We start from the raw sequence: 20549 nt of genomic DNA on the forward strand, positions 1-20549 counted from the left end.
GCGCCTCTGTCATGCTCAAGTCGAACCTTATGGGTCGAGGGGCCTGCTTCAGTATTGTTCGTCGCTGATCAACTCCCCATCGGCACGATTCCCAAGCCTTTCGAAGACCGCCCCACTGACCGAGTCCTTGATGAACCGGACCGATCCATCACCAAACGCACAATTGATTCCTCCTGAATGCCTACTACTGAAACCACCGACGATCAAGCTCGAACGGTCGTCTGCCGCAGCACCGGCGGCTCCGGCCCCTGCTCCGATACCGGCCCCTCCCTCATCCTCCTGGTCATCCAAGGGACCAACGGGGGACTTCACCAAGCCACGGCTCGCGGCGTTCGGCAGGGTCCCGGTGTTTCGGAGGGTCGATGAAGTTCCGGAGATCCACCCCAGGTCGGTGCTACTCAACAGCCTTTCGCTCAGAAAAATCGTTTGCGAACTGCCGTCGGGGATATCCTCATAGCGCACGCTGCTATTGAGGTAGAACGCCCCGTTGTTGTTGGTGTCAATCGGCGCTTCCACACCATTGTGGCATGCGACGTAATTACTCGCCCCTGGCGTATTCGCCAACGCCCCACCTCGAGGCCCCGCGTCGGAAGGACAAAGGAAACTCCTCACCGTGATCAGGCGAGCGGTGAGATTGGCAACGTCATAGGCACCCGACTTGAAGTCGATATGCTTGTACAAACTTTTCTGTTCAATGAACGGAAGGATCTGCACAGTCCAGCTATAATGATAGCCCTTGGGAAGGTTCTGGATCGGTCCAGTGGGGTTAACAACTCCCGGCGGCAAGACCTCGAATGCGGATTCATAGTTCTGCAGCGCGATGCTGAGTTGCATCAGGTTATTGATACATTGTGAGCGTCTGGCCGCCTCGCGGGCCGCCTGGATGGCCGGCAGCAGTAAGGCGATCAACACCGCGATGATCGCGATCACCACCAGCAGTTCAATCAACGTGAAACCCCGTTGATTACGTGTCGGTCGGCACATCGTCTCTCTCCAGCCTCAGGGAAGGGGTGGTTCGGTCAGGGAACGCGGTCGCAAATCAGGGCCGACGGCGTCCGAAATGGTGCTCATTTCCCAAAGAACTTCCAATGCGCGTTCAGGGCTTGGAAACATCGATCAGTTCCCCGTCATCGCGGTGGCTCAGGCATTGATAGATGCGACGGTTGATGGAGTCGCTGAGGAACCGGACCGAGCCGTCGCAAAAAGTGAAGTTCGCGCCTCGCGGATGCCGGCTCTCAAACCCGCCGACCAGAAAGTGGTTCATCGAATCCGGCAGCTTGTTCGAATCGAGAATCTTGGTACCGTCGCTCCACGAACGGATCTTCGTCTTTGCATAGAGAAGGTCGCCCGCATTGATCGGGCTCCCGGTATTCCGAAGCGTGGCGCGAGTCCCCGAAGCCCAACCAAGGTCGAAACCGTTTCGAAGCTTCTCGCCAACCATGAGGGTCCCTGACAAACCATCCGCAATGTCTTCGTAGCGGACCCGGCTGTTGAGATAGAGGACACCGTGGTTGTCGGCATCGATCGGCGACTCAACATCGTGGTGGCAACCCACGTAATTGTTTTCCGCAGTCCCGTCGTTGCGTTTAAGTGGTCCCGGATCAGACGGACAACGTAGTGAAGTGATCTGATTCACACGCATGGTACGGTAGCTCGGCGCATAGATCCCCAAACCATCACCGACGTCAACGGTAAACCGATATTGCTCCATATACGGCAGCAATTGCACAACCCAACTGAAGTGAGCGCCGAGCGGTTCATTCCTGATTGGCCCGGAGAAGTTGACAACACCCGGCGGAAAAACGTCGTGAGTGCTGTGATGATTATGCATCGCGAGACCGAGTTGTTTCAAGTTATTGGCACATTGGGCCCTTCTTGCCATCTCCTGCCCCCCCCCGATCGCAGGGAGCAGAAGAGCGATCATCCCGGCGATAATGCAGAGGACGACCAAAGTTTCGACCAAGGTGTAACCACGCAGCTTGCCGGTGTGACGACTCATGGCTTTTCACTCGACGACGCTGACTTGATCGCAACGGTCAACATTTTACTGAGCCGGACCCGGGCCGTCGCGTCGTGGGGATAGTCGGCCTGAACCCGCACCCGACGCCGGCCGCCTGCCTCATCCTTGGGCGTCTCCACGGCAATCGTCACGCGCCCGGAATCAAGGCCGCCCAGCTCGGCAGCCGTAATTTCCCAGACTTCTCCTTGATACTCACCTTTTGACTCATTGATTTGTACGACCGCGCGTTCCAGGCCCGATTCGACCAGCCACTCGGCCTGGAGCCGACGCGCCTCCGCGCGGATCCGCTGCCGCTCGGCCAGACCGATCCGAAGTAAGACTCCGCAAACCATGGTGATCGCGACCAGGCAGACCAGCACGAAGACCGTGATGGACCCACGTCGCAAACGGAGCCCCCGTTCTCGGGGTTCAAACGTTCTCGCTCGTCTGACCGATTTCATCGTGCGCTCCCCTGCGTGTCGACGAAACGAAGGTCCTTGCTCAGAAGCGCCTCACAGCCGGGGTCAGGCGATCGCATCCCCTCCGAGGCCGGTTCGCGGTGCAATTGCAGAAGAATCAACAACGACTTCTCCTCTTCGCGGACCTGGAACCGGGGGAGGGCCTGCGAGGGAAGCCGATACGATTCGTGGCCGAAAACTTGGCCCCCTTTGTCATGCTCGTCGCGCACGATCTGCCCCTTGAGGACGCGGTAGTCAATGATCCGGCCATCGGGACGAACCAATTCGAGATGGTCCGAGGGGGCTCGATCCTCGCGGCCCGGCTTCGACCGGGAGGCCGACCGAACGTCAAGGCGGAACTGGCGAGCGAGCCGGTCGCGACTGGACGACTCGGCCAAATGAGCGCGGCCCGCGCGATCCAACTTCAAGAGCCCGTGCATCAGGACGACGCAGACCCCGAAGATAATCAACAGCGAGCTCATCACAAGCATCAATTCGACCATCACATACCCGCGCCGGTGGCTCCTCATCGTTCCCTCCCGCCTCGGTAAGTCCAGGCGCTCAGCCGCACGGGCGCCTCCCAGCCGCCGGCACGGTTGCGCCAGCGAAGTCGTAAGGAGAGCCGCTTGGAACCGCCCAGCTCGGTCTTGTCGTCCGCCGCCACGGTCAGTTCTGCGCCCGGCAAAGTCTGTGTAGCCGGTTCGGAAAGCCTGACCTCCTCCAAGGCAGCTGCGGTCAATTCTTCCCAGGGGCGAGCGACCAGCCGTTCCATGATGTTGGCCGACTCGCGGATCGCGCACTGACGGCGGTCCACGGCCCGGCGTTCGGCGGCGACCCAGCCAAGCACTTGCAACGTCATCGACATGGCAATCACCAAGAGCAACGAAGTGATCGCCACCTCAACCATCGTGAATGCCCTGCGTCTCGTGTACGCATTGGCTCGACCTAAGACCATCACGACAACCTCTCTATGATCTTGATCAGCGGAGCGAAATAGGCCACCGCCAACAAGGCGACCACCAGGCCGAGCGCGAGCAAAACGATCGGAGTCAGCAGTTGCAGCACGATCTGAAGGCGATAGGCCAGCCGGCGTTCAGCGCTCAGCGCCGTCTCCCGCAACGCCCAGGGAAGGTTTCCGACACGCCCGGCCGACTCCAGCACCGACGCATCGACCTTGCGAAGAAGTCTGTGATGCGCCAGCGAATCAACCCAGTTGGTTCCATGCTTGACGTCCTGAATGACGCGGCCCAGGCGTTTCCGAATCCATTTTGAGGGATACCAGCCCATGAGGAGTTCAAGACCGCGAGTGATCGGGTAGCCCCCCTCGACGCTCCAGGCGAGCGAGCGAAGAATCAACGCCGAGTGTTTGCCGACCAGGAACCGGTCGATGATAGGAACGCGCAGTCGCTTCCATCCCGTGAAACTCGCCATGAGCGAAAGCAGAACCACCGATTCCAAGATCAGCAGGAACGCGTAGAGCACTCCATAATGCTGGATGACTTGGCCGATCTGGATGACAAGCAGAGTCGGTGGCGGCGGAGTCATCTCAAACTGCTTGAGGATCGACTCGAGTTTGGGAATGACAAAGTAGAAGAGAAACCCGCTCACGATCTGGATCACGTAGAGTACATACAAGAAATAACCGATCCGTTGCGCGATCGCATTCCAGACCGGCTTGACTCCAAATCGGGTCGCCCCCGATTCACGAAGGGCCCCGGCAAGGTTCCCCACCACGATCCCGATCCGTGCTAGAATCTCGGCGTCGTCCGGCAGGGTTCCCGGCACTCGATCAAGCGCGACAGGGAGCGAAGCCCCCTCTTTCAAGTAATGTGCAAGAGTCTGTACCTTGCGCCGATACCCACCCATGAACTGGTTGGAGACGGCATCAAGCGCCGGCGCCAACGGCATCTCGCGTTCCGCGGCGACGGCGATGATCGCAGCCAAGGCGTCCTGCTGCGTCGATCGCCGCCGAGAGACGATGATCGCCACCATGGTGACCACCACCACGATCCCGATCAGACTGACGACAAAAAGCGGGGAGAGCAGAGTGAGGAGCCAGCAGACCAGGGCGCTGTAGAAGACAAGGTAGAGCAGTTGCCGCATCCCCATCCGCCAGCGCCAGGCCCTGCCGAAGATCGGCAACTCCTCCTTGGGCGGGGTCTCGTCGATCAAGGTCTTGGCACTCACTTGATTCTCCACAGACGATTGGAACCGACTCACCGGCCCTTAGCCTGACAAACGGCTGATCAGCGAGATCATCGGAATGAAAATGGCAAAGACGATGACGATGATGCCGCAGAGAATTGACCAGACGGCCAAAATGGCACAGACCGTGCTGACGAAGGAGGCTTGACTGCGGGCCTGAGCCTCGAACATTTCACCGGCGATGTGGAGCGCCTCAGAAAGTCCGCGGTGCTTTTCGGCCCAGCCGATAATCCGCGCATAACCGGGCGGGAACAGCGCCGGTCGGGTCAGAGCCAGGGCCAGGGATCGTCCTTCCGAGACCTCTTGCGACGCCAGTTTCGTTCCTGACGTGATCTCGCTGTTGCGCACGGCCGCCCCCGCCATGGGCAACGCCTCACGCAAGGGGACATCGCTCTCCACGAGGAGCGCAAGCAGGTGGGAAAACTCGGCGAGATCGCTAAGATGCCAGACCGGACCAATTAACGGGACGACCCAGGCCAGACTCCGCCGGACGTCGGCGCGGAGCACGAGCGACACGATCAAGCCCAGGGCAAACAGCCCGATCAGCCCTTGCAAAAGCGGCAACCAGACCCGATCGACGACTTCAGCAACCCGAAAGACGATGCGGGTCAAGAGGGGAACGGACAGGCCGAAATCTTGAAAGATTCGCGAAAAGCCGGCCACCAAGACCACGCAGACGAAGATAAAAACAGCAGCGGACAACGCAATCGTGAAGACCGGGTAGGCGAGCCGAACCCAGAGTGAGCGTCTCAGGTCCACTCCAATATTGGCATAGCCGGCAAATCGACCGAGCACCTCGCCAAGCTTACCCGACCTCGTCCCCGCAATCACCAGCCCCCGAAGGTGGGGCGGAAGTCGTTCCCCTTGCCGCTCAATCGCCGTCTCCAGCGAAGCACCCGACTCGAGTTGGTCGGCTAGGCGGTTGAGGACCGCGCGAAGCCGGCGCCTCGGAATCTCTTCTCCAAGCGCACGTACCCCCGAAGCCAGGGGCAACCCCGCCGTCGTCAAGCTCGCGATATGGCCGGTCAATTGAGCGACCTCATCACTCGACAAGCGACCATGCGACCCGTTTGTTGAATCCGATGGTTTCATCATAGGCGTGATCTCTCGGCCGCCGATGGGCAGCTAGAAAGCAATGTCCGCAAAGCCTTTTTCCGGTCGGCGCATTCTTCGCGAATACGATCTATCAACCACTTTAATCCAAATGAATATTATTAATAATAATGAAAAAATATTTTTATTATTACTCATCAACCTCTTCAAAGGGCAACCGCCTGAGCAACCCCTAGCCATTGCCGGTCATCCCGTGAGAGTTGCAAAAAGTAACGAGCACGTTTCTCACCACATGCTTCAGTTAACGGGGACAGCCAGGCCTCGGAGCAATTCCGACATGGGGATGAAGAACGTCAGTGCATAGAGCAGGGTTGCTGAAAGTCCAATGCCCAGGAGCATCATCGTGGGCAGGAACACCTTGAGCTTTTCGGCCTGATACAAGGCACGCTTGCGGTAGATCGTCGCGATCTGAGCGAGGGAATCGGCGAGTCGACCCTGCCCCTGTCCGGAGATCAGGATCCAGCGAAGCAAGGGCGGAATGCCTCGCGCTCCCCCTGTCACGGCATGAAGGTCCCCCCGTTCCACGGCCACTGCCACCTCGTGTCCGGCCACGACGAGTTTGGAGTCTCCCGAAGCCTCCGAGGCCAGCCGCACCGCCTGATGATAGGGAACTCCATGCGTGATCAAAATCGAAAGGAGCTGGGCGAAGTTGGCCGCCTCGGCATTGGCGATCATCGCTCGCATCCAAGGAAACCAACGCAGTGGGGACTGCGACCCGCTCGACGGGAAGCTCGACGCTCTCCCGGTCCAGGCCCACCAAACCGCCACGAAGAGGAGCAGCAACGGCAAAATTGGTCCCCAGTAAAGCGCCGTCGAGCCGATCGCTCCAAGCACCTTCATACTTGACGGAACCGTGATTTCCAGCGATTCAAAGGCGGCCAAGAACCTGGGCACCATCTGGGTGACCATCAGGACAAAAAGGGTGTAGGCCAAGACCAGGACGACCATCGGATACCAGAACGCCAGGCCGATCGTCCGCCGCGCATCGTGATAGCTGCGAACAAAGCCCGCCAGACTCTCGAGCGCCGCCGGCAGCCGCCCCGCCCGGATCCCTGCCTCGACCACGGCCCGATAGATCGGGGGAAAACCTTCCTTGTCCGCCGCCAGGGCTTCCGACAACCCCTCGCCTTGATCCATCCGGGCCGACAACCGGAGCATGGCCGCACTCAGCCCCCCCGACAGGTCGCGGCCCACGTCACGCAAACCACGCTCCAACGGCAAGCCCGCCCGAGTTAGTGCAGCCATCTCGTCATTCAACGCGATCAGATGGCCAAGCGAGATCGTTCTCCCCCCGGGCACCTCGCTCGCGGATTCCGGCATCACAACCTCATTCCAGAGCTATGACATTTGTGAAAGACCATTTCACCACAATTGTAAGAGGCAGTCAAGGGGGCCCAACCAATGAGAATGGCCCGCCGCATTCCAAAGGCGTTGGCCGACAGCTTGATCGTGCGATACGATGAAACGGGTCCGGAGCCGGTCACCGACCAGCCGACGCGAGCGACATTGTCATTGGGTGGGGATGGGAAATGATGCACATGCGGAGTGCCTTGGCCATCGCCGCAGTGCTGGCGCTGGGGGCGGCTGGCGACGATGGCCCCGAGACGCCTCAACCTGGCGTCCCGGCCGACTTCAAACTGGCGATTGCGATGTATGGGGTCGCCAAGGAGCCGATCAGTAAAACCGAACTGGTCGTCCACAAGGGACGAGCTTTCCTTTTCAATCCCGGGCCGCCGTTGGAAGTGATCATCCATGACCCCAGCTCAGGACGTCTGGAAATGGTCGATCTCAAACGAAAGATCCGGTCGGAGATTTCCTTCAAGAAGCTCGATGAGTACGGAAGCCAGTTGCACAACGCAATCGCAACGGCGGCGACCAAGCGCGAAGCGCTCGGGGGGAAGGGGAACCAGATCGCGGCCGCGATGAGCCGGGACTTGATCGACCCTCACTTCTCGGCTTCGTACGACCCTGCGTCCCACCGCCTCCGGTTGTCCAATTCCACAATCGACGTCGAGGCTCGCGGCGAGCCCGAAACCGACGAGGCCCGGTTGGCGGCGATCTACGCCACGCTGACCGCGCTGGCCAGGATGGAATCGGTTCGCGACCCTCGGGACATTCCTCCCTTCCCAAGGCTCGATGCGCTCCGCGCCCTGGTGGTCGATCATCGGCTCCGGCCGACCGAGTTGTCCTTCGTCTACCGACTCGCCGGCACGCCCCAAAAGATCCGATGGACGTTCCGGATGGAACCGTCACTGACGAAACGAGAGCTCGAAGCGATCGCGACCGTCGAGGCGATTCACGAACTCTGCCGATTCGCTCGATTCAACCGCTACGGCCCGACCGAGCGAAAAGCGCCGAAGTGAGCAGGCTCGCGCGAACGGTTCACGCAAGGATTCGATCAACTGCTGGCGGGTAGATCTCGACGGCGGAAGCTCAAGAATCCCAGGGCGATTCCTGCCAACCCGATTCCGCCGAGGACCGCCGTGTTGAAGGCCAGGTCACGGCCGGAGACGGCCGCCGAGACGGGGTCGTAGGCCTTGAAGATCGACCCGTTGCCAAGCCATTTCCAGCCTTCGAGCACGGGCACATTCGCGATCACGAGCAGCACGAAGCCGGTCAGGGTCAGCACCGACCCGATGAGGTTGGGGCGCCAGCGAACGCTGTCGATCGCCGAGAGGAAGAACGTGTAGCCGTAAACCGCCAGCCCGAGCGCAGCGAGATTCAACGCGGGGCGGGCGAGAATCAGCAGCGTCGGCGGGGTCTCAACCCGATAAAAACGGCCCGCGATCAGGTTCCCCATCACCATCGCGACGCAAAGGAGCACGATCCCTGAAACCCCGACGAGGACCTGGGACGCGAGATAGGTGGACCGCGAGATCGGTCGAGATAGGGTCATATCCAGCGTCCCCCGCTCAATCTCCAAGGCCACGGCGGCCGACCCTCGGGCGATCGCCCAGAGCAGGATGTTGAGGAGGATAAAGGGATGATTCCACCAGGCCACCTCGAACGCCACCGAGGCAAGTTCGCGAACCGGGCCTTCTACCCCTCGGAAGGCGAGGCCGCGAAGTCCGCTCGAGCCCCCCATCGATTTACGCACCCGAGCCTCGGTCAATGACGTGATCACAACCGTCAGCCAACTCAAGGCGAAGAGGGCCGTGGCGGTGAGACCAAGCAACCAGCGAGACTCGGTCAGATGCTTGCGCACCAAGGCCAAGAACGGGGTCATCGCGACGGGATCTCCGAGTCGGTGGGCTTCGTGTTGTGATATTGCTCGTAAAGGCTGCGCAGGTCGTCGGTGCCGATGGCGACGTCCTCAATGGGGCTGCGGCTCAACCAACTCAGGAGGGTGCCGATCCTGCCTCGATGTTCCAGAAGACAGGTCGAGCCGTTCCGTTCCCGGACCGTCAGTTCCAGGTCGTCGGGAACGTTCGGGGGAACGCCCTCGGCAAACCGCAGGAGAACCATGCGAAGCGAACGACGCTCATGCATGTCCTCAAGGTGAAGCAGACGGCCTTCGCTCATGATCGCGACGCGGTCGGAGACCTCCTCAACCTCGGAAAGAACGTGCCCTGAGAAAATCACCGTCTGCTTCTGAACATCACGGGCCTGCCGCACCAACTCAAGCACCTCAGCGCGGGCCGACGGGTCCAAGGCGGACGTGGGCTCGTCGAGGATCAGGATCTCGACCGGGTCCGCGAACGCTTGCGCTAGTGCCAGCTTCTGCTTCATGCCGGTGGAATAGGTACGGACCTTACGTCTCAGGTCGAGCTTCATGACCCGCTCAGCGAGCGCCACCGCACGATCAAGCGAGTCGCCGCCTCGAAGGTCGGAAAGAAACCGAAGCATTTTGAGCCCGGACATCGACCCGAACATCCGCAACTCGCCGGGAAGGTAGGTGACCAAGCGGCGGACTTCGTGGCTGTCAGACCAGCAAGGATGCCCGGCCACGGTCGCCCAGCCGGAGGTCGGCCTGAGCAGCCCGAGCAAGAGCCGGATCGTTGTCGTCTTGCCCGACCCGTTGGGGCCCAACAGACCGAAGACTTCACCCTTACGGACGGTCAGCGACACATCGGCCAGCGCCGTGACAGTGCCATAACGCTTGGTCAATCCTTCGGTCACAATCATCCGACTCACACCCCCCGGCCCGAACATCGCTCAAACGTCACGGCCGCGATCCCGTTCAGCGGAAGTCAGACGCAGTCAGCTCTGCGCCCCTTTTTTTTTGCTGCAAAGGGACAGACTCTTTGCAGTTCCGGTAGGGCGAACATGCCTTGCCAGGGGGCTCTCCCCTCTCAAAAAACACTCGACATATTTACACGTTGTTGTCGCGGACCCACCGGTTTCTTTGATGACCGGCAAGATCAACTCAAGCCAACCGAGTTTGGTGTTCGGAAACGATTGGAGCGGCGTCGCGGCTTGAAGAGAAGCTATCGAAACCGGCAGGCGATCACCAGGGGGTTCCCTCTCAATCGGTGTTCGCCGGTCTCAAAAAATCGACTTACCGCCGCTTCGATCGGCGAACGGACTTGTGGATCGCACCCAGCAACGGGTCGGTACCGATCGAGGTCTGGGGCATCCCCGGTGAGAAGCCCAGAACGTTGTTATTGGTTGAATAACCCGGTTGCAGCCCAGTCAGTGCTCCAGGCGAACTCACTGGCCCGAAACCACCGTAAGAGACCCCACCTGTGGGGTAAGCTCCGTAGCTGCCGTAGCCAACTCCCCCGTATCCCGCAGACCCGGTGCCGAAGCCTGAGCCACCGGCGAAGCCCGAGCTTCCCAGCGGCTGATAACCAAACTGTGCCGACCAGCCACCAGGCACCACACCTTGCGCCTGGGCCGGCAAGCCGATCGCACCGAGGAGGGCAAACGCGGCGAGACTCGTCTTCAGGCCGATCATGGACCCATCCTTCTCGCGCTGGACCTAATCGCCAGGAGATCGGGGCCGAAGGGTGACGATTCCCTCCCCCGCTCGAAGTTTCATTATCTCGATCAGGGCGACGAAAAGGAAGAGAGTGCCGTTCGTCCCAAGGAGGCTCGACAAGGAGAAGACGTAGAGGCGAACACGAGACAAGGACTCGAGCTTCAGGCAGACTCGGTCCCCGACGCATTGGGATCGGTTTTTCGGTAGCCCAGGCTCTGGAGCACCTCGAGGACCTCGCTCCAGGTGGGGAACATTCGACCACTCGCTTTTTTATATTCTTGCATTGCCTGAATGAATTCCGATTCCAGGCTCGGCACTTCGCAATCATTCAAAACCGGCACCACGGGCTGCTGCCAAACAACGGGGAGGGCCGACTTCGCTGTGCGGGTCGTTTGGGCGGGTTTGGTCCGAGGTTGAGAACCCTGTTCGATGCCGCCCGAGTTCAAAGTGGTGGCGGCCGATTTCTTGGCTGTCGCAAGGCGAGCCACGTGAAAGCTCCTTCATGGGGCTGCCTTGGCCAGGTCGGGCAGATTCGCCAGATCAGGCCACGGCATCGTCGACGTGTCCCGAGACTCCGTCCTCCCCAGAGACCATTCCTTGCTCCTCGTTTCCTGCTAAGAACAGCCTAGAATTGTTTTTGCAAGTGGGTGGTCGACCGCGAAAATTATCAGGCAATTCTTGGCTTGCCCGTTTTCGATTTCGGCCGATGGCCGAGCCGACCCGTAACGCTCACAACGATGGCGTTGGCAGGCAATCGCTGAACGCCGACCTTTCGCTAGTTCATACATTCGAGAGGCAGAGCCCCAACCCAGCCGAGACCGGGTACGTGGACAAATTCAACAGGACGATCGCGGTCGGCCAGCGCTTCCCATTCCTGCTCAGTCCAGATGTGGAGACGGCAAAGCATGGGGCCGGCTGTCACCTGAAGCGACGCGAGACTGGGGGTTGCGTCGGGACAGATCGAGCTTGAATGGCTGCGCGGCGCTTTTTGACGACGGACGAGCCTCATACTCTCTCCTTGAGTCAAAGTGGAATCCCGGAAGTCCGAACGCAGTCCAAATTGATGTGTGCGAATCGTTCCGGTTCAGGGGCAGCGTATCCTGTTCCGCCGCCAAGAATAATTCCAATATGGAAATCCCTGAGGGGACCCTAGGTCAGGAACATACAAGCGCCAAATTCCAGGCCCCTTTTTTTCGAGTTCACTCCACGGCCGCCAAATCGACGTCACACTTGATTGCCATTCAGGATTCCGTCGTTACAACTCGAGACACTCACCGTCCCGCTCCAGGATCATGATGCGATGGAGAGGATCAATCGCCCCATTCACAAGATGCGAAGCACAAGCCAAAAACGCGCACTATAAGTCTCATAAGGCTTGAAAGTCGAACTGACGGAAGCTCAAATACCAGCATTGAAACTGTCGTGATACCGGCATACTCCTTAAAGGCGCAATTCGTTCCAACGGATCACCCGACGGACCGATTTTGATCGATCCGGAACGGTGGCCAACGAATCAAAATTTAAAGACATGCGGTTCGTGTCCCGTGAAGGAGACCCCTGGCCTGAGGGGACGTCCTTGACACCGTGATAGGGGGACGTGGAAGATACTTATGACAAACCAGGCTGGCTCATTGTTGAGGCAGCTCATCCAAGTGGCGCGTCATTCGTGGCCGGCGACCTTGGTTTGGGCCACTTCCCTCTCTGTCTCGCGACAAAATCCCAAACGGCGCGCTCCGGTTCGATCCGAGTTAGAAATTATGCAGGACGCCGCACGGCCCTTCTCTCTCCAACAGGCCTCCGTCTTTCTCGCGGTCCTGATCGTGTCGATCCTTTCGCCGTTCGTCGATGCTCAGGTTCGGCTCTGTGTTCTTCTCTTGGCCGTCACATTCAACACATGGTACGGCGGCCTCCGGCAAGGGACGATGGCTGCGGTCTTCTCCGCGCTCATCATTCTGGCCAATTCCTTGGCCATGAGCCATTCCATTCGAATCGAACCGATGCAGGGGATCCGGCTCAGCGTCTTCCTGGTGAGCTGCTACTTGCTCAATCGGTTCGCCATGTCCCACCGTCTCGCCGAGGCGTTGCGGTGCCGCAATGAAGATTGGAACCGGAAGCTGCTGGAAACGGCTCGCGAGGGTTTTTGGGTCTTCGACAACGAGTGGCGGACGACTTACGTCAACAACCGGCTGGCCGAGATGCTCGGCTATGCTCAGAGGGAGTTGCTCGGCGAAGATTTTCGTGAATTCCTCGTCGACGGGTTTCGGATTCGCTCGGCCCAGGACCTGACACGCCGCGATCACGAACACAGTGACCAGCAGGACCTGCGATTCCGCCGCAGCGACGGCTCGAGGCTCTGGGCAACGGTCACCACGAGTCCGGTGACCAACGATCGCGGAGCGGTGGTCGGACTGCTCGCGGTCGTCGAAGACGTCACCGAACGGAAGCGGGCGGAGCGCGACCTTGATAAGGCGTTGCGCGCTCTTCAGATCAGCGAGGCAAGACATGGCCGCCTGGTCGAGTCCAACATCATCGGGATCATCACCGCCGATCTCTCCGGCGACGTCTTGGAAGCCAACGACGCCTTCCTGAGGATGGTCGGCTACACCCGGGAGGACCTCAACCTCGGCCAGGTGCGCTGGTCCGACATGACCCCTCCCGAATTCATGGAGCTCGACCAGCAGGCCACCAATGAACTCTGGGCCACGGGGGCCAGCGTTCCTTATGAAAAGCAGTTCACCCGGAAAGACGGAGAGCTCGTCCCGGTCTTGATCGGCGCCGCGGCGCTTGAGCGCTACCCCAAGACCTGGATCGGCTTCGCACTCGATTTGACAGAGCGAAAGCGGTCGGAAGCGGCCTTGCAAGAGGCAAAGGAAGCGGCTGAATCCGCCAGTCGTGCCAAGGACCAGTTCCTTGCGATGCTCAGTCACGAGTTGCGGACCCCGCTAACGCCAGTCCTGCTCATGGCGACCGCAATGCTCGAGGAGCCGGACATTCCGGCTGAGATCCGCACGATGCTCGAACTCACGCGGCGGAACGTCCAACTCGAAGCGCGGTTGATCGACGACCTACTCGACATCACGCGAATCAGCCGGGGCAAGCTCGATCTCAATCGAGAGAACGTCAATGCTCATGCCCTAATTCAGCAGGCCCTGGAAATTTGCCGCGACGATATCCGTGCCAACGAACTCCAACTCAGCCTGGAACTTGCCGCTGGCGAGCATCACGTCGATGGCGACCCCGCTCGCTTGCAACAGGTCTTTTGGAACCTGATCAAGAACGCGGTCAAGTTCACACCGCGCGGCGGAAGCTTGACGATCCGATCGTTCCATGCCGACCCGTTTCCGAACACCACCGCGGCGCGGTTCATCGTCGAGGTCAGCGATACCGGCATCGGCATTGAGCCGCATACATTACCGAAGATTTTCGACGCGTTCGAGCAGGGGGATTCCGCAACCCGACGGAGGTTTGGCGGGCTCGGACTTGGGCTGGCCATCAGCCGATCGGTCGTCACGGCCCACGGCGGCCGGCTCTCGGCCTTCAGCGCAGGGAAGGACCAAGGAGCCAACTTCACGCTCGAGCTGGCCACAGTCCCCGCCCTGGCCCCCGTGACGCAAGCCCCCGCACCTTCATTGAGAACCGGTTCAACTCACCGTCCCCTGAAGATCCTCCTGGTCGAGGACAACAAAGAGACTCTCCGCTACCTGTCCTGGATCCTGGCACAGCACCAGCACAAGGTCTACACGGCTGACTGCATGTGGGGGGCACTTGAAGTCGCGCAGGAAGATACGTTTGATTTGGTGATCAGCGACATCGAATTGCCCGACGGGAGTGGACTGGAGCTGATGCAGCGTCTGGGCGGAGGGCTCGAATTTCCCGGCATCGCGCTCAGCGGGTTCGGCTCCGAAGATGATGTGCAAATGAGCAAAGCCGCAGGCTTCTCCGAGCACCTGACCAAGCCGGTCGATTTCCTCAAGCTCGAGGAAACGATCTACAACGTGACCTCAGCCATCCCCCACAACGAATTCGCGAGAGCGGGCGGGCGAAGCCAATCCGATTCGTAAGAAGCCGGCACAGCCCACCCCTTTGTAAGTCGGACTGGCTTCGCTGAATCCTGTCAGACTAAACCGCCCCCACAACGAGAGACACGTTCTCGAGCGTCTCACGAATCCGTGCGGATATCGCACGGATTCATGAAAGCCAAACCGCCTCTCTCAGGCGAAACAACATCGGACTCAGCGCCGCAGCGCCCGCTGGAGCAAGCTGGGGGAGCGAGACGTCTGTTGAGTCTGAGGTGGGGGCTGGGGGCGAGATTGGGCCTCGACCTCGATCCACATCTTCGGGAGGTCTCCCGGAGCGGGGGGCTTGTCACCCAGGCCATCGGCGTCGCGAGCGATGAGACTGAGTCCAAAGGTCCCCTCAGCGTTGAGGTCCACCAGGACCGGAGAAACGCGATCGGGGTCCTTGCCCTGCCGAGTCCAAGTCTTCCCGCCATCTCCGGTCACCCAGACTTCGACAACCGCCGGCCGGCCGTCAGGCCCCGCGCGATCGACGGCGTAATCGAGCAGGAACCGAGGGCCGGGGACCTTGATCTTGGTGATCTCACTGGACGCCGAAGTCGCGGTCGGCCGGATGGCGTCGGCGGTCTTCGTCAAGGCCGCCATTCCAACGCCGGGGTCCGACGGAAGGGGAGAACGCGAAGGCTGCAACGGCGAAAGAGCCTTCTCAGAGCCCTCTCCGCGAGCAACTTCGTAGCCTGGACCCGCATCCCGCTCGAGCTTTGAACTCAAGGCATCATGCGCTTTCCCGTCCCCGTCTCCAGACGGCGCCCTCGCCGGTTGAAACTGAAAAGGCGCGGACGCAATTTGCGTCGCAAAGGGAACTCCATCGACTTTCGCGATCATCGACGAGGCGCCACTGGCGTGCGACTCGATGGGTACGGGATCGGGGATGTGACTGATCGCCGAGGGCTGGTGGGCCACGTCCTGAGCCGACGGATAGATCGCGGCCCCAGTTTCTTGGAGTCCGCCCTGACCATCTCGAATCCCAGTCCCCCCCGGCACCGCAGGTCGTCCCAGGTCCTCCCGACGCTCCACCTGAGCCTGAGCAAACGACTGGCGGGGCGGCAAGCCCCCTTCTGAAGTCGAATCGGCGACGGTGGAGACCAAGCCTTGAGGCGAATCAGGCTTGGGAGCGGGTGCAGGAGCGGGCGTGCTCGCGGCCACCGCCGATTGCCCTGGCTGGCTCGATCCAAGCGTGATGATTTTCTCAGACTTGTTCCCAGCAAGGTCGAGGGCAGTGAGACGGATTTTCAACGGCTGCGCGAAGCCGGAATCCCAGGTCGCGACCCCGGGCTCCCCGTCCGACTCGCTCGGAACCGAATGCCACGCTTTTTGTCCCTCCACCTGGTACTCGAGAACCGGCGGATGAAGGTCGGGATGATCATCGCGGACCTCCCAGCGGACGGAAGCCAGGCTCGCGCTCCGAACCAGCGGCTCGAGAACGATCGAAGGAGGGGTCGTATCGACGATGATCTTCATACTCGGCTCAATCCGGGCGTCGTCGGCCGGAAAAAGCCGCCCCTGAGCATCAACGCTCCGAACGGCGAGCCAGTATTCACCGTCTTGGGCGACGTTGAAGTTGAACGCAGGCCGGTCGGGGGTGGTTGCCCCTTGCTGCTTCCAATGACGCCCCTGGTCGTCGGAGCTCCAGAGTTGCAGCTCGCGTCGTCGAGCGCGCTCGGCCGGATCGATCTGAAACGGAACGCGGAACGATCGCGACGTTTGGTAGAGAACCGTCGGCCCCTTTGATGAGGGGGGAGCCTGAGCCGCGGCTGCTGGGTGCGTCCCGAAATCCAGGGCAAACGTCAAAACTAGCCCTGCGATCGCAAGCGGCACTCGAACCCTACTCGGCTGCATATGATCCCTCCTTGGATCAAAGCCCCTCGAATCCGTCGATGAAAAGAGGCGCCATCGACTCTAAGGCGTCGATGATGAGTGGGCATCACTTCATCGCTCGCACCGAGTTCGTCGTCACCAGCCCATGTGAGGTCTCGCTTTCACGCGGCTTCAACCGGCTAGACACTTCCGTACGCCCTGGTCACGTCGTCCATCCGTGTCCGACGTCACCCGGTCTGCCGCGAATCGACAAGGCCCAGGTGAACCCGATGCGTGCGTACTCCCGACTCCCCCGTCTAAAAAGACGGATTGCATGGACTCGAGGATCCAACCTGGCGCGAAATGTAACCGAAGTCTCCCATCGCAGCAAGCGAGAATTCGCCATAAGTCAACCCCTCGAATCCTTGAAAAGCCAAAAGGCTTGGCCCTGATAAAATCGACTCGATTGACCCTCACCCGGATTTGAATCATCCTGCACTCACGGCCTACGAATTGCTTAGAGCGATTTACGTTCGAGTGGATCACAGACCAAGCGTTCCGGATGGCTGGGGACCCTACTTCGGACCCCAGCCCCTCCAAATTGAGCAAGGCGAGGGTCAACCCATCTGAAGATCAGGCTTCGCTTGAAGCCGTGGCCGGGTTGGACCACTCGGGGATGGAAAAGGAAAATGCGATGAGCCGAGAGCGCTCAATGCTCCGAGGTAAAGCCGGACCGATCCGAATCGAGCGGACGGCGGAAGGGATCGCCCAGATCACGGCCGAAGATGCTGACGACGCGCTTCTCGGGTTGGGCTACTGCCATGGGCGCGACCGTGGTCTCCAGATGCGCCTGGTCCGGATCTTTGGCCGTGGACAGATCTGCGAGCGGCTCCGAGACAACGACGCGATGGTCGAGATCGATCGCTTCTTCCGCCGCCTCAACTTCTGTGGTGACGCGGCCGAGCAAACCGCAGCGCTGACGCCCCGCGTGCAACAGGGAAACGAGGCGTACGGCCAGGGCGTGAACCTCGCCTTCGAGGAACTCGGCGTCCCCTGGGAGCTGCGAGTCCTCGGCGGAACATCCCGGGACGAGCCCTGGACCTTCGCCGATGTCTACCTCATGGCGAAGGTGATCGGCTACGTCGCGCTTGCCATCAGCCAGAACGAGATCGAACGCTGGATCATCGAGTGCGTGCAGAGCGGCATCAGCCGTTCGTTGCTTGAAGAATTGTTCCCAGGACAGCTTGAAGGACTCGACGAGGAGGCAATGCGTCGGGTCCAGCTTCAGGATCGGATCGTGCCGGAAGCCCTCTGGCAGATCCCGGGGCTCCCCGCCGCGATGGCCTCGAACAACTGGGTCGTGGCCGGGTCAAAAACTGCCTCAGGGCGGCCGATCGCCTGCAACGACCCGCACTTGCAGGTCAACCGTCTCCCTGCCTTCTGGTACGAGGCCGTGCTCCGCTGGACGGACCAGGGCACATCACGCTACGCCATGGGCGGCTCGATCCCCGGGATCCCCGGAATCGTCGTCGGACGCAACCCGGACGTGGCTTGGACAGTGACCTATGCGTTCATGGACTGTGTCGATTCCTGGATCGAAGACTGCCGCGACGGGCAGTATCGCCGGGGCCAAGACTGGATTCCCTTCCGCGTTCGCGAGGAAACGATCCAGCGCAAGCGGAACCCACCGCGCGTGGTTCAGTTTTACGAGAACGATCACGGCACGCTCGATGGAGACCCGCACAAACCGGGTTCCTATCTCACCACCCGGTGGTCGTGCGGCGAGCAGACCGGCGCGATGTCGCTCGAGGCGATCCTGGGAATGTTTGAGGCCCGTACGCTCGACGAGGGACAGGCCCATTTAGCTCATCTCTGCAATTCCTCATGGAACTGGCTGCTCGCCGACCGCGACGGGAATATCGGCTACCAGATGGCGGGCAAGATGCCCCTCCGGCGGCCAGGCACCTCGGGCCTCGTTCCCTTGCCCGGCTGGGAGCCTGACAACGACTGGCGGGGGTTCGCAGCGACCGAGGATCTGCCCCAATGCATCAACCCGCCCGAAGGCTTTCTGGCAACGGCCAACGACAACCTGAACGGTTATGGAAAGCTCAAACCGATTAACCTTTGCGTCGCCCCCTATCGCGCCGAGCGAATCCGAGCCAAACTCTCCGGCCCGGGGCCCTTCACCCTTGAAGACATGAAGCGGCTGCAATTCGATGTCCAATCCACCCAGGCCGAACGGTTCATGGCCATCCTCCGGCCGCTGCTCGACGCCGCCGACCCGGGTGAGAACCGGCAGATCCTTCTCGACTGGGATCTCGCCTATCACGACGACTCACGAGGCGCTTACCTTTTCGAACAGCTTTACCGGGAGTTGCTCCAGGAGGTCTTCGGCGGGCAGAACGTCACCAAGCACCCGCGAACCCACCTGGGCGTCCCGGTCGTGAACCATCTGCTCGACGAGACCACCCTGATGGCCGAATACTACGGTGCCTTCGACACCGTCCTGCTCGCCGAGCATTCCCTCTGGTTCGGCGGTCGCCCGCGCCTCGAAATCTACGCAGCGGTCCTCGCGCGCATCCTCCGCATCGAGCCCCGTCCCTATGGCGAGTCCCGCAAGATGAAGCTGGAGCATCTCCTCCTCGGCTCCAAGCTGCCGACGATTCTCGGCTTCGATCGCGGCCCCATCCCCCTCAAAGGGGGCCGAGCAACCGTCCACCAAGGTCAGTGGCTCCGCGCCCAAGGGCGACGGATCGCCTGCGGTCCCTCCTACCGCTTCGTCACCGACCTGGCTACGGACACGATGCAGACCACCCTTCCCGGCGGTCCGAGTGACCGCCGATTCTCTCCTTGGTATGTGAGCGGCCTGCTCGACTGGCTGAATGGAAACTACACGGTCCTTCGCGGAACGGACCGTGATTGAGGATCAAAAAAAGGGCAGCCTCGAATCGAGCGGGAAACCCCTTGAAATCTCAACGCACCGGGAGGTCGGTCCGCTGAGTTACCGCCTGGCTCTTGATGAGCTTGGCCAGCGCCTTGTCGAGGGCGGGGCCGCGCAGTTCCAGGCGAATGATCGTTCCTTGCGGGTCGATCAGGAACGTGGCCGGGATCGAGTTAACGCCGAACGCCTCGACGAGATCGCCGCCGCTGCTGGCGTTATGGACTTGTCGCCACGGGATGTTCCGCGCCTTGACGAAGTCGAGAAGTGCCGTCTTCGTTTCGTCGAGGCTGACGCCCACGACCTCGAATCCGCCATCATGGTACTTGGTGTAGGCCGCCTGGACGTTCGGTAGCTCGGCAATGCAAGGTGCACACCAGGTCGCCCAGAAGTCGACCAGGACGTACTTGCCCTTGAGGTCGGCCAGGCGCAACGGCGCTCCCTTGATGTCCTTGACCGCAGCAACGTCGGGGGCCGGCTTGTTCACCTTGTCGAGCCGGCTCAGGTCGTCGCGGATCTTCTGACGCAACGTCGGGCTTTCGCCATAGCGCTCCAGCAAGGTCTCGTAAACCTGCCGAGCAACCGAGTATTCCCCCGCAGCCGTCGCGGCATTGGCCAGGGTGTCGGTAAAGTTCGCGGCGAACTCTTCCTGGTCGTCCTTGCCGAGCCCGCGCATCAATTCCTTGTACCGCCCCAACGCCTCGGCGTACTTGCCCGCCTGGGCGCGAGACATCGTGCTGACGATCCGCGCCAGCGATTGAATCGGACCGTCCGGCTGATCGGTCAGGTAGCGGGTCGCGATCGCCTCGTGCTCGGTAAACCAGTCGTGCTCGATCGCCTTGTTGAAGAGGAGCATATAGGCCTGTTCAATATCCTCGGCCTTCGGATGCTCATCAATATAAGCCTTCAGGTCCTGAAGCAAGGCACGGTCATGCTTGTCCTGGAGCGCCGAGACGCTTGAACCTTTGGGCTCCTGGGCGGCGACCGCCGAAGCGGTCGCCGCCAGGATCAGAGTGGCGATCAGAGTCTGGAAGTTCGACAC

The 20549-nt window shown here is 60.8% G+C and carries 17 protein-coding genes; 3 read left to right on the forward strand and 14 right to left on the reverse strand.

Annotated features, from left to right (window positions below; all coding sequences use genetic code 11):
- Positions 1 to 48 precede the first annotated feature (48 nt).
- The 8 genes from SINAC_RS31215 to SINAC_RS31250 all read right to left on the reverse strand — a co-directional run bounded on the left by SINAC_RS31215 (position 49) and on the right by SINAC_RS31250 (position 7095).
- On the reverse strand, positions 49 to 984 hold the full coding sequence (locus tag SINAC_RS31215; RefSeq protein WP_015249537.1) for a DUF1559 domain-containing protein: 936 nt from the start codon (positions 982 to 984) through the stop codon (positions 49 to 51).
- 112 nt (positions 985 to 1096) lie between these two features.
- The gene (locus SINAC_RS31220; RefSeq protein WP_015249538.1) at positions 1097 to 1999 is read right to left on the reverse strand and encodes a DUF1559 family PulG-like putative transporter; all 903 of its coding nucleotides are present in this window, start codon (positions 1997 to 1999) and stop codon (positions 1097 to 1099) included.
- Entirely contained in the window at positions 1996 to 2460 is a 465-nt protein-coding gene (locus tag SINAC_RS31225) for a hypothetical protein (RefSeq protein ID WP_015249539.1), read from the reverse strand. Before SINAC_RS31225 ends, SINAC_RS31220 begins: the two co-directional genes overlap by 4 nt.
- A complete protein-coding gene (locus SINAC_RS31230) occupies positions 2457 to 2987 on the reverse strand; it encodes a hypothetical protein (RefSeq protein WP_015249540.1) in 531 nt (176 codons plus the stop codon). The genes SINAC_RS31225 and SINAC_RS31230 overlap by 4 nt, the downstream gene beginning before the upstream one ends.
- Complete coding sequence (locus SINAC_RS31235) at positions 2984 to 3412, reverse strand: hypothetical protein (protein WP_015249541.1); 429 nt, start codon at positions 3410 to 3412, stop codon at positions 2984 to 2986. The genes SINAC_RS31230 and SINAC_RS31235 overlap by 4 nt, the downstream gene beginning before the upstream one ends.
- Positions 3412 to 4644, reverse strand: a complete 1233-nt coding sequence (locus SINAC_RS31240) for a type II secretion system F family protein (protein WP_015249542.1) — start codon at positions 4642 to 4644, stop codon at positions 3412 to 3414. The genes SINAC_RS31235 and SINAC_RS31240 overlap by 1 nt, the downstream gene beginning before the upstream one ends.
- Positions 4645 to 4683: 39 nt before the next feature.
- A complete protein-coding gene (locus SINAC_RS31245; protein WP_237722622.1) occupies positions 4684 to 5691 on the reverse strand; it encodes a type II secretion system F family protein in 1008 nt (335 codons plus the stop codon).
- Between the two features lie 321 nt (positions 5692 to 6012).
- Positions 6013 to 7095, reverse strand: coding sequence for a type II secretion system F family protein (locus SINAC_RS31250; protein WP_015249544.1), 1083 nt, complete (start codon positions 7093 to 7095; stop codon positions 6013 to 6015).
- Between the two features lie 218 nt (positions 7096 to 7313).
- On the opposite strand from SINAC_RS31250, the gene SINAC_RS31255 reads away from it, so the two are divergent.
- On the forward strand, positions 7314 to 8138 hold the full coding sequence (locus SINAC_RS31255; RefSeq protein ID WP_154673733.1) for a hypothetical protein: 825 nt from the start codon (positions 7314 to 7316) through the stop codon (positions 8136 to 8138).
- Between the two features lie 35 nt (positions 8139 to 8173).
- On the opposite strand, the gene SINAC_RS31260 is transcribed toward SINAC_RS31255, so the two are convergent.
- The 4 genes from SINAC_RS31260 to SINAC_RS31275 all read right to left on the reverse strand — a co-directional run bounded on the left by SINAC_RS31260 (position 8174) and on the right by SINAC_RS31275 (position 11184).
- Positions 8174 to 9001, reverse strand: a complete 828-nt coding sequence (locus tag SINAC_RS31260; RefSeq protein ID WP_015249547.1) for an ABC transporter permease subunit — start codon at positions 8999 to 9001, stop codon at positions 8174 to 8176.
- Positions 8998 to 9900, reverse strand: coding sequence for an ABC transporter ATP-binding protein (locus SINAC_RS31265; protein ID WP_015249548.1), 903 nt, complete (start codon positions 9898 to 9900; stop codon positions 8998 to 9000). Before SINAC_RS31265 ends, SINAC_RS31260 begins: the two co-directional genes overlap by 4 nt.
- A gap of 373 nt (positions 9901 to 10273) precedes the next feature.
- Positions 10274 to 10672: a hypothetical protein gene (locus SINAC_RS31270; RefSeq protein WP_015249549.1), complete on the reverse strand. Its 399-nt coding sequence runs from the start codon at positions 10670 to 10672 to the stop codon at positions 10274 to 10276.
- Positions 10673 to 10857: 185 nt separating this feature from the next.
- The gene (locus tag SINAC_RS31275; protein ID WP_015249550.1) at positions 10858 to 11184 is read right to left on the reverse strand and encodes a hypothetical protein; all 327 of its coding nucleotides are present in this window, start codon (positions 11182 to 11184) and stop codon (positions 10858 to 10860) included.
- Positions 11185 to 12453: 1269 nt separating this feature from the next.
- Here SINAC_RS31275 and SINAC_RS31285 point away from each other — a divergent pair.
- Complete coding sequence (locus SINAC_RS31285) at positions 12454 to 14757, forward strand: hybrid sensor histidine kinase/response regulator (protein ID WP_015249552.1); 2304 nt, start codon at positions 12454 to 12456, stop codon at positions 14755 to 14757.
- A 171-nt stretch (positions 14758 to 14928) separates the two neighbouring features.
- Here the strand turns inward: SINAC_RS31285 and SINAC_RS31290 are convergent, their stop codons facing one another.
- Positions 14929 to 16611, reverse strand: coding sequence for a hypothetical protein (locus SINAC_RS31290; protein WP_015249553.1), 1683 nt, complete (start codon positions 16609 to 16611; stop codon positions 14929 to 14931).
- Between the two features lie 652 nt (positions 16612 to 17263).
- Here SINAC_RS31290 and SINAC_RS31295 point away from each other — a divergent pair.
- Positions 17264 to 19492, forward strand: a complete 2229-nt coding sequence (locus SINAC_RS31295) for a penicillin acylase family protein (RefSeq protein ID WP_015249554.1) — start codon at positions 17264 to 17266, stop codon at positions 19490 to 19492.
- Between the two features lie 49 nt (positions 19493 to 19541).
- Here the strand turns inward: SINAC_RS31295 and SINAC_RS31300 are convergent, their stop codons facing one another.
- On the reverse strand, positions 19542 to 20549 hold the full coding sequence (locus tag SINAC_RS31300) for a TlpA disulfide reductase family protein (protein WP_015249555.1): 1008 nt from the start codon (positions 20547 to 20549) through the stop codon (positions 19542 to 19544).

It is taken from the genome of Singulisphaera acidiphila DSM 18658, assembly GCF_000242455.2.
Classification (GTDB): domain Bacteria; phylum Planctomycetota; class Planctomycetia; order Isosphaerales; family Isosphaeraceae; genus Singulisphaera; species Singulisphaera acidiphila.

What these genes read in the sequence shown, in the direction of transcription:
- SINAC_RS31215 (WP_015249537.1), bottom strand. Translation starts at nt 984, where the DNA reads ATGTGCCGACCGACACGTAATCAACGGGGTTTCACGTTGATTGAACTG.
- SINAC_RS31220 (WP_015249538.1), bottom strand. Translation starts at nt 1,999, where the DNA reads ATGAGTCGTCACACCGGCAAGCTGCGTGGTTACACCTTGGTCGAAACT.
- SINAC_RS31225 (WP_015249539.1), bottom strand. Translation starts at nt 2,460, where the DNA reads ATGAAATCGGTCAGACGAGCGAGAACGTTTGAACCCCGAGAACGGGGG.
- SINAC_RS31230 (WP_015249540.1), bottom strand. Translation starts at nt 2,987, where the DNA reads ATGAGGAGCCACCGGCGCGGGTATGTGATGGTCGAATTGATGCTTGTG.
- SINAC_RS31235 (WP_015249541.1), bottom strand. Translation starts at nt 3,412, where the DNA reads ATGGTCTTAGGTCGAGCCAATGCGTACACGAGACGCAGGGCATTCACG.
- SINAC_RS31250 (WP_015249544.1), bottom strand. Translation starts at nt 7,095, where the DNA reads ATGCCGGAATCCGCGAGCGAGGTGCCCGGGGGGAGAACGATCTCGCTT.
- SINAC_RS31255 (WP_154673733.1), top strand. Translation starts at nt 7,314, where the DNA reads ATGCGGAGTGCCTTGGCCATCGCCGCAGTGCTGGCGCTGGGGGCGGCT.
- SINAC_RS31260 (WP_015249547.1), bottom strand. Translation starts at nt 9,001, where the DNA reads ATGACCCCGTTCTTGGCCTTGGTGCGCAAGCATCTGACCGAGTCTCGC.
- SINAC_RS31265 (WP_015249548.1), bottom strand. Translation starts at nt 9,900, where the DNA reads ATGATTGTGACCGAAGGATTGACCAAGCGTTATGGCACTGTCACGGCG.
- SINAC_RS31270 (WP_015249549.1), bottom strand. Translation starts at nt 10,672, where the DNA reads ATGATCGGCCTGAAGACGAGTCTCGCCGCGTTTGCCCTCCTCGGTGCG.
- SINAC_RS31285 (WP_015249552.1), top strand. Translation starts at nt 12,454, where the DNA reads ATGCAGGACGCCGCACGGCCCTTCTCTCTCCAACAGGCCTCCGTCTTT.
- SINAC_RS31290 (WP_015249553.1), bottom strand. Translation starts at nt 16,611, where the DNA reads ATGCAGCCGAGTAGGGTTCGAGTGCCGCTTGCGATCGCAGGGCTAGTT.
- SINAC_RS31295 (WP_015249554.1), top strand. Translation starts at nt 17,264, where the DNA reads ATGAGCCGAGAGCGCTCAATGCTCCGAGGTAAAGCCGGACCGATCCGA.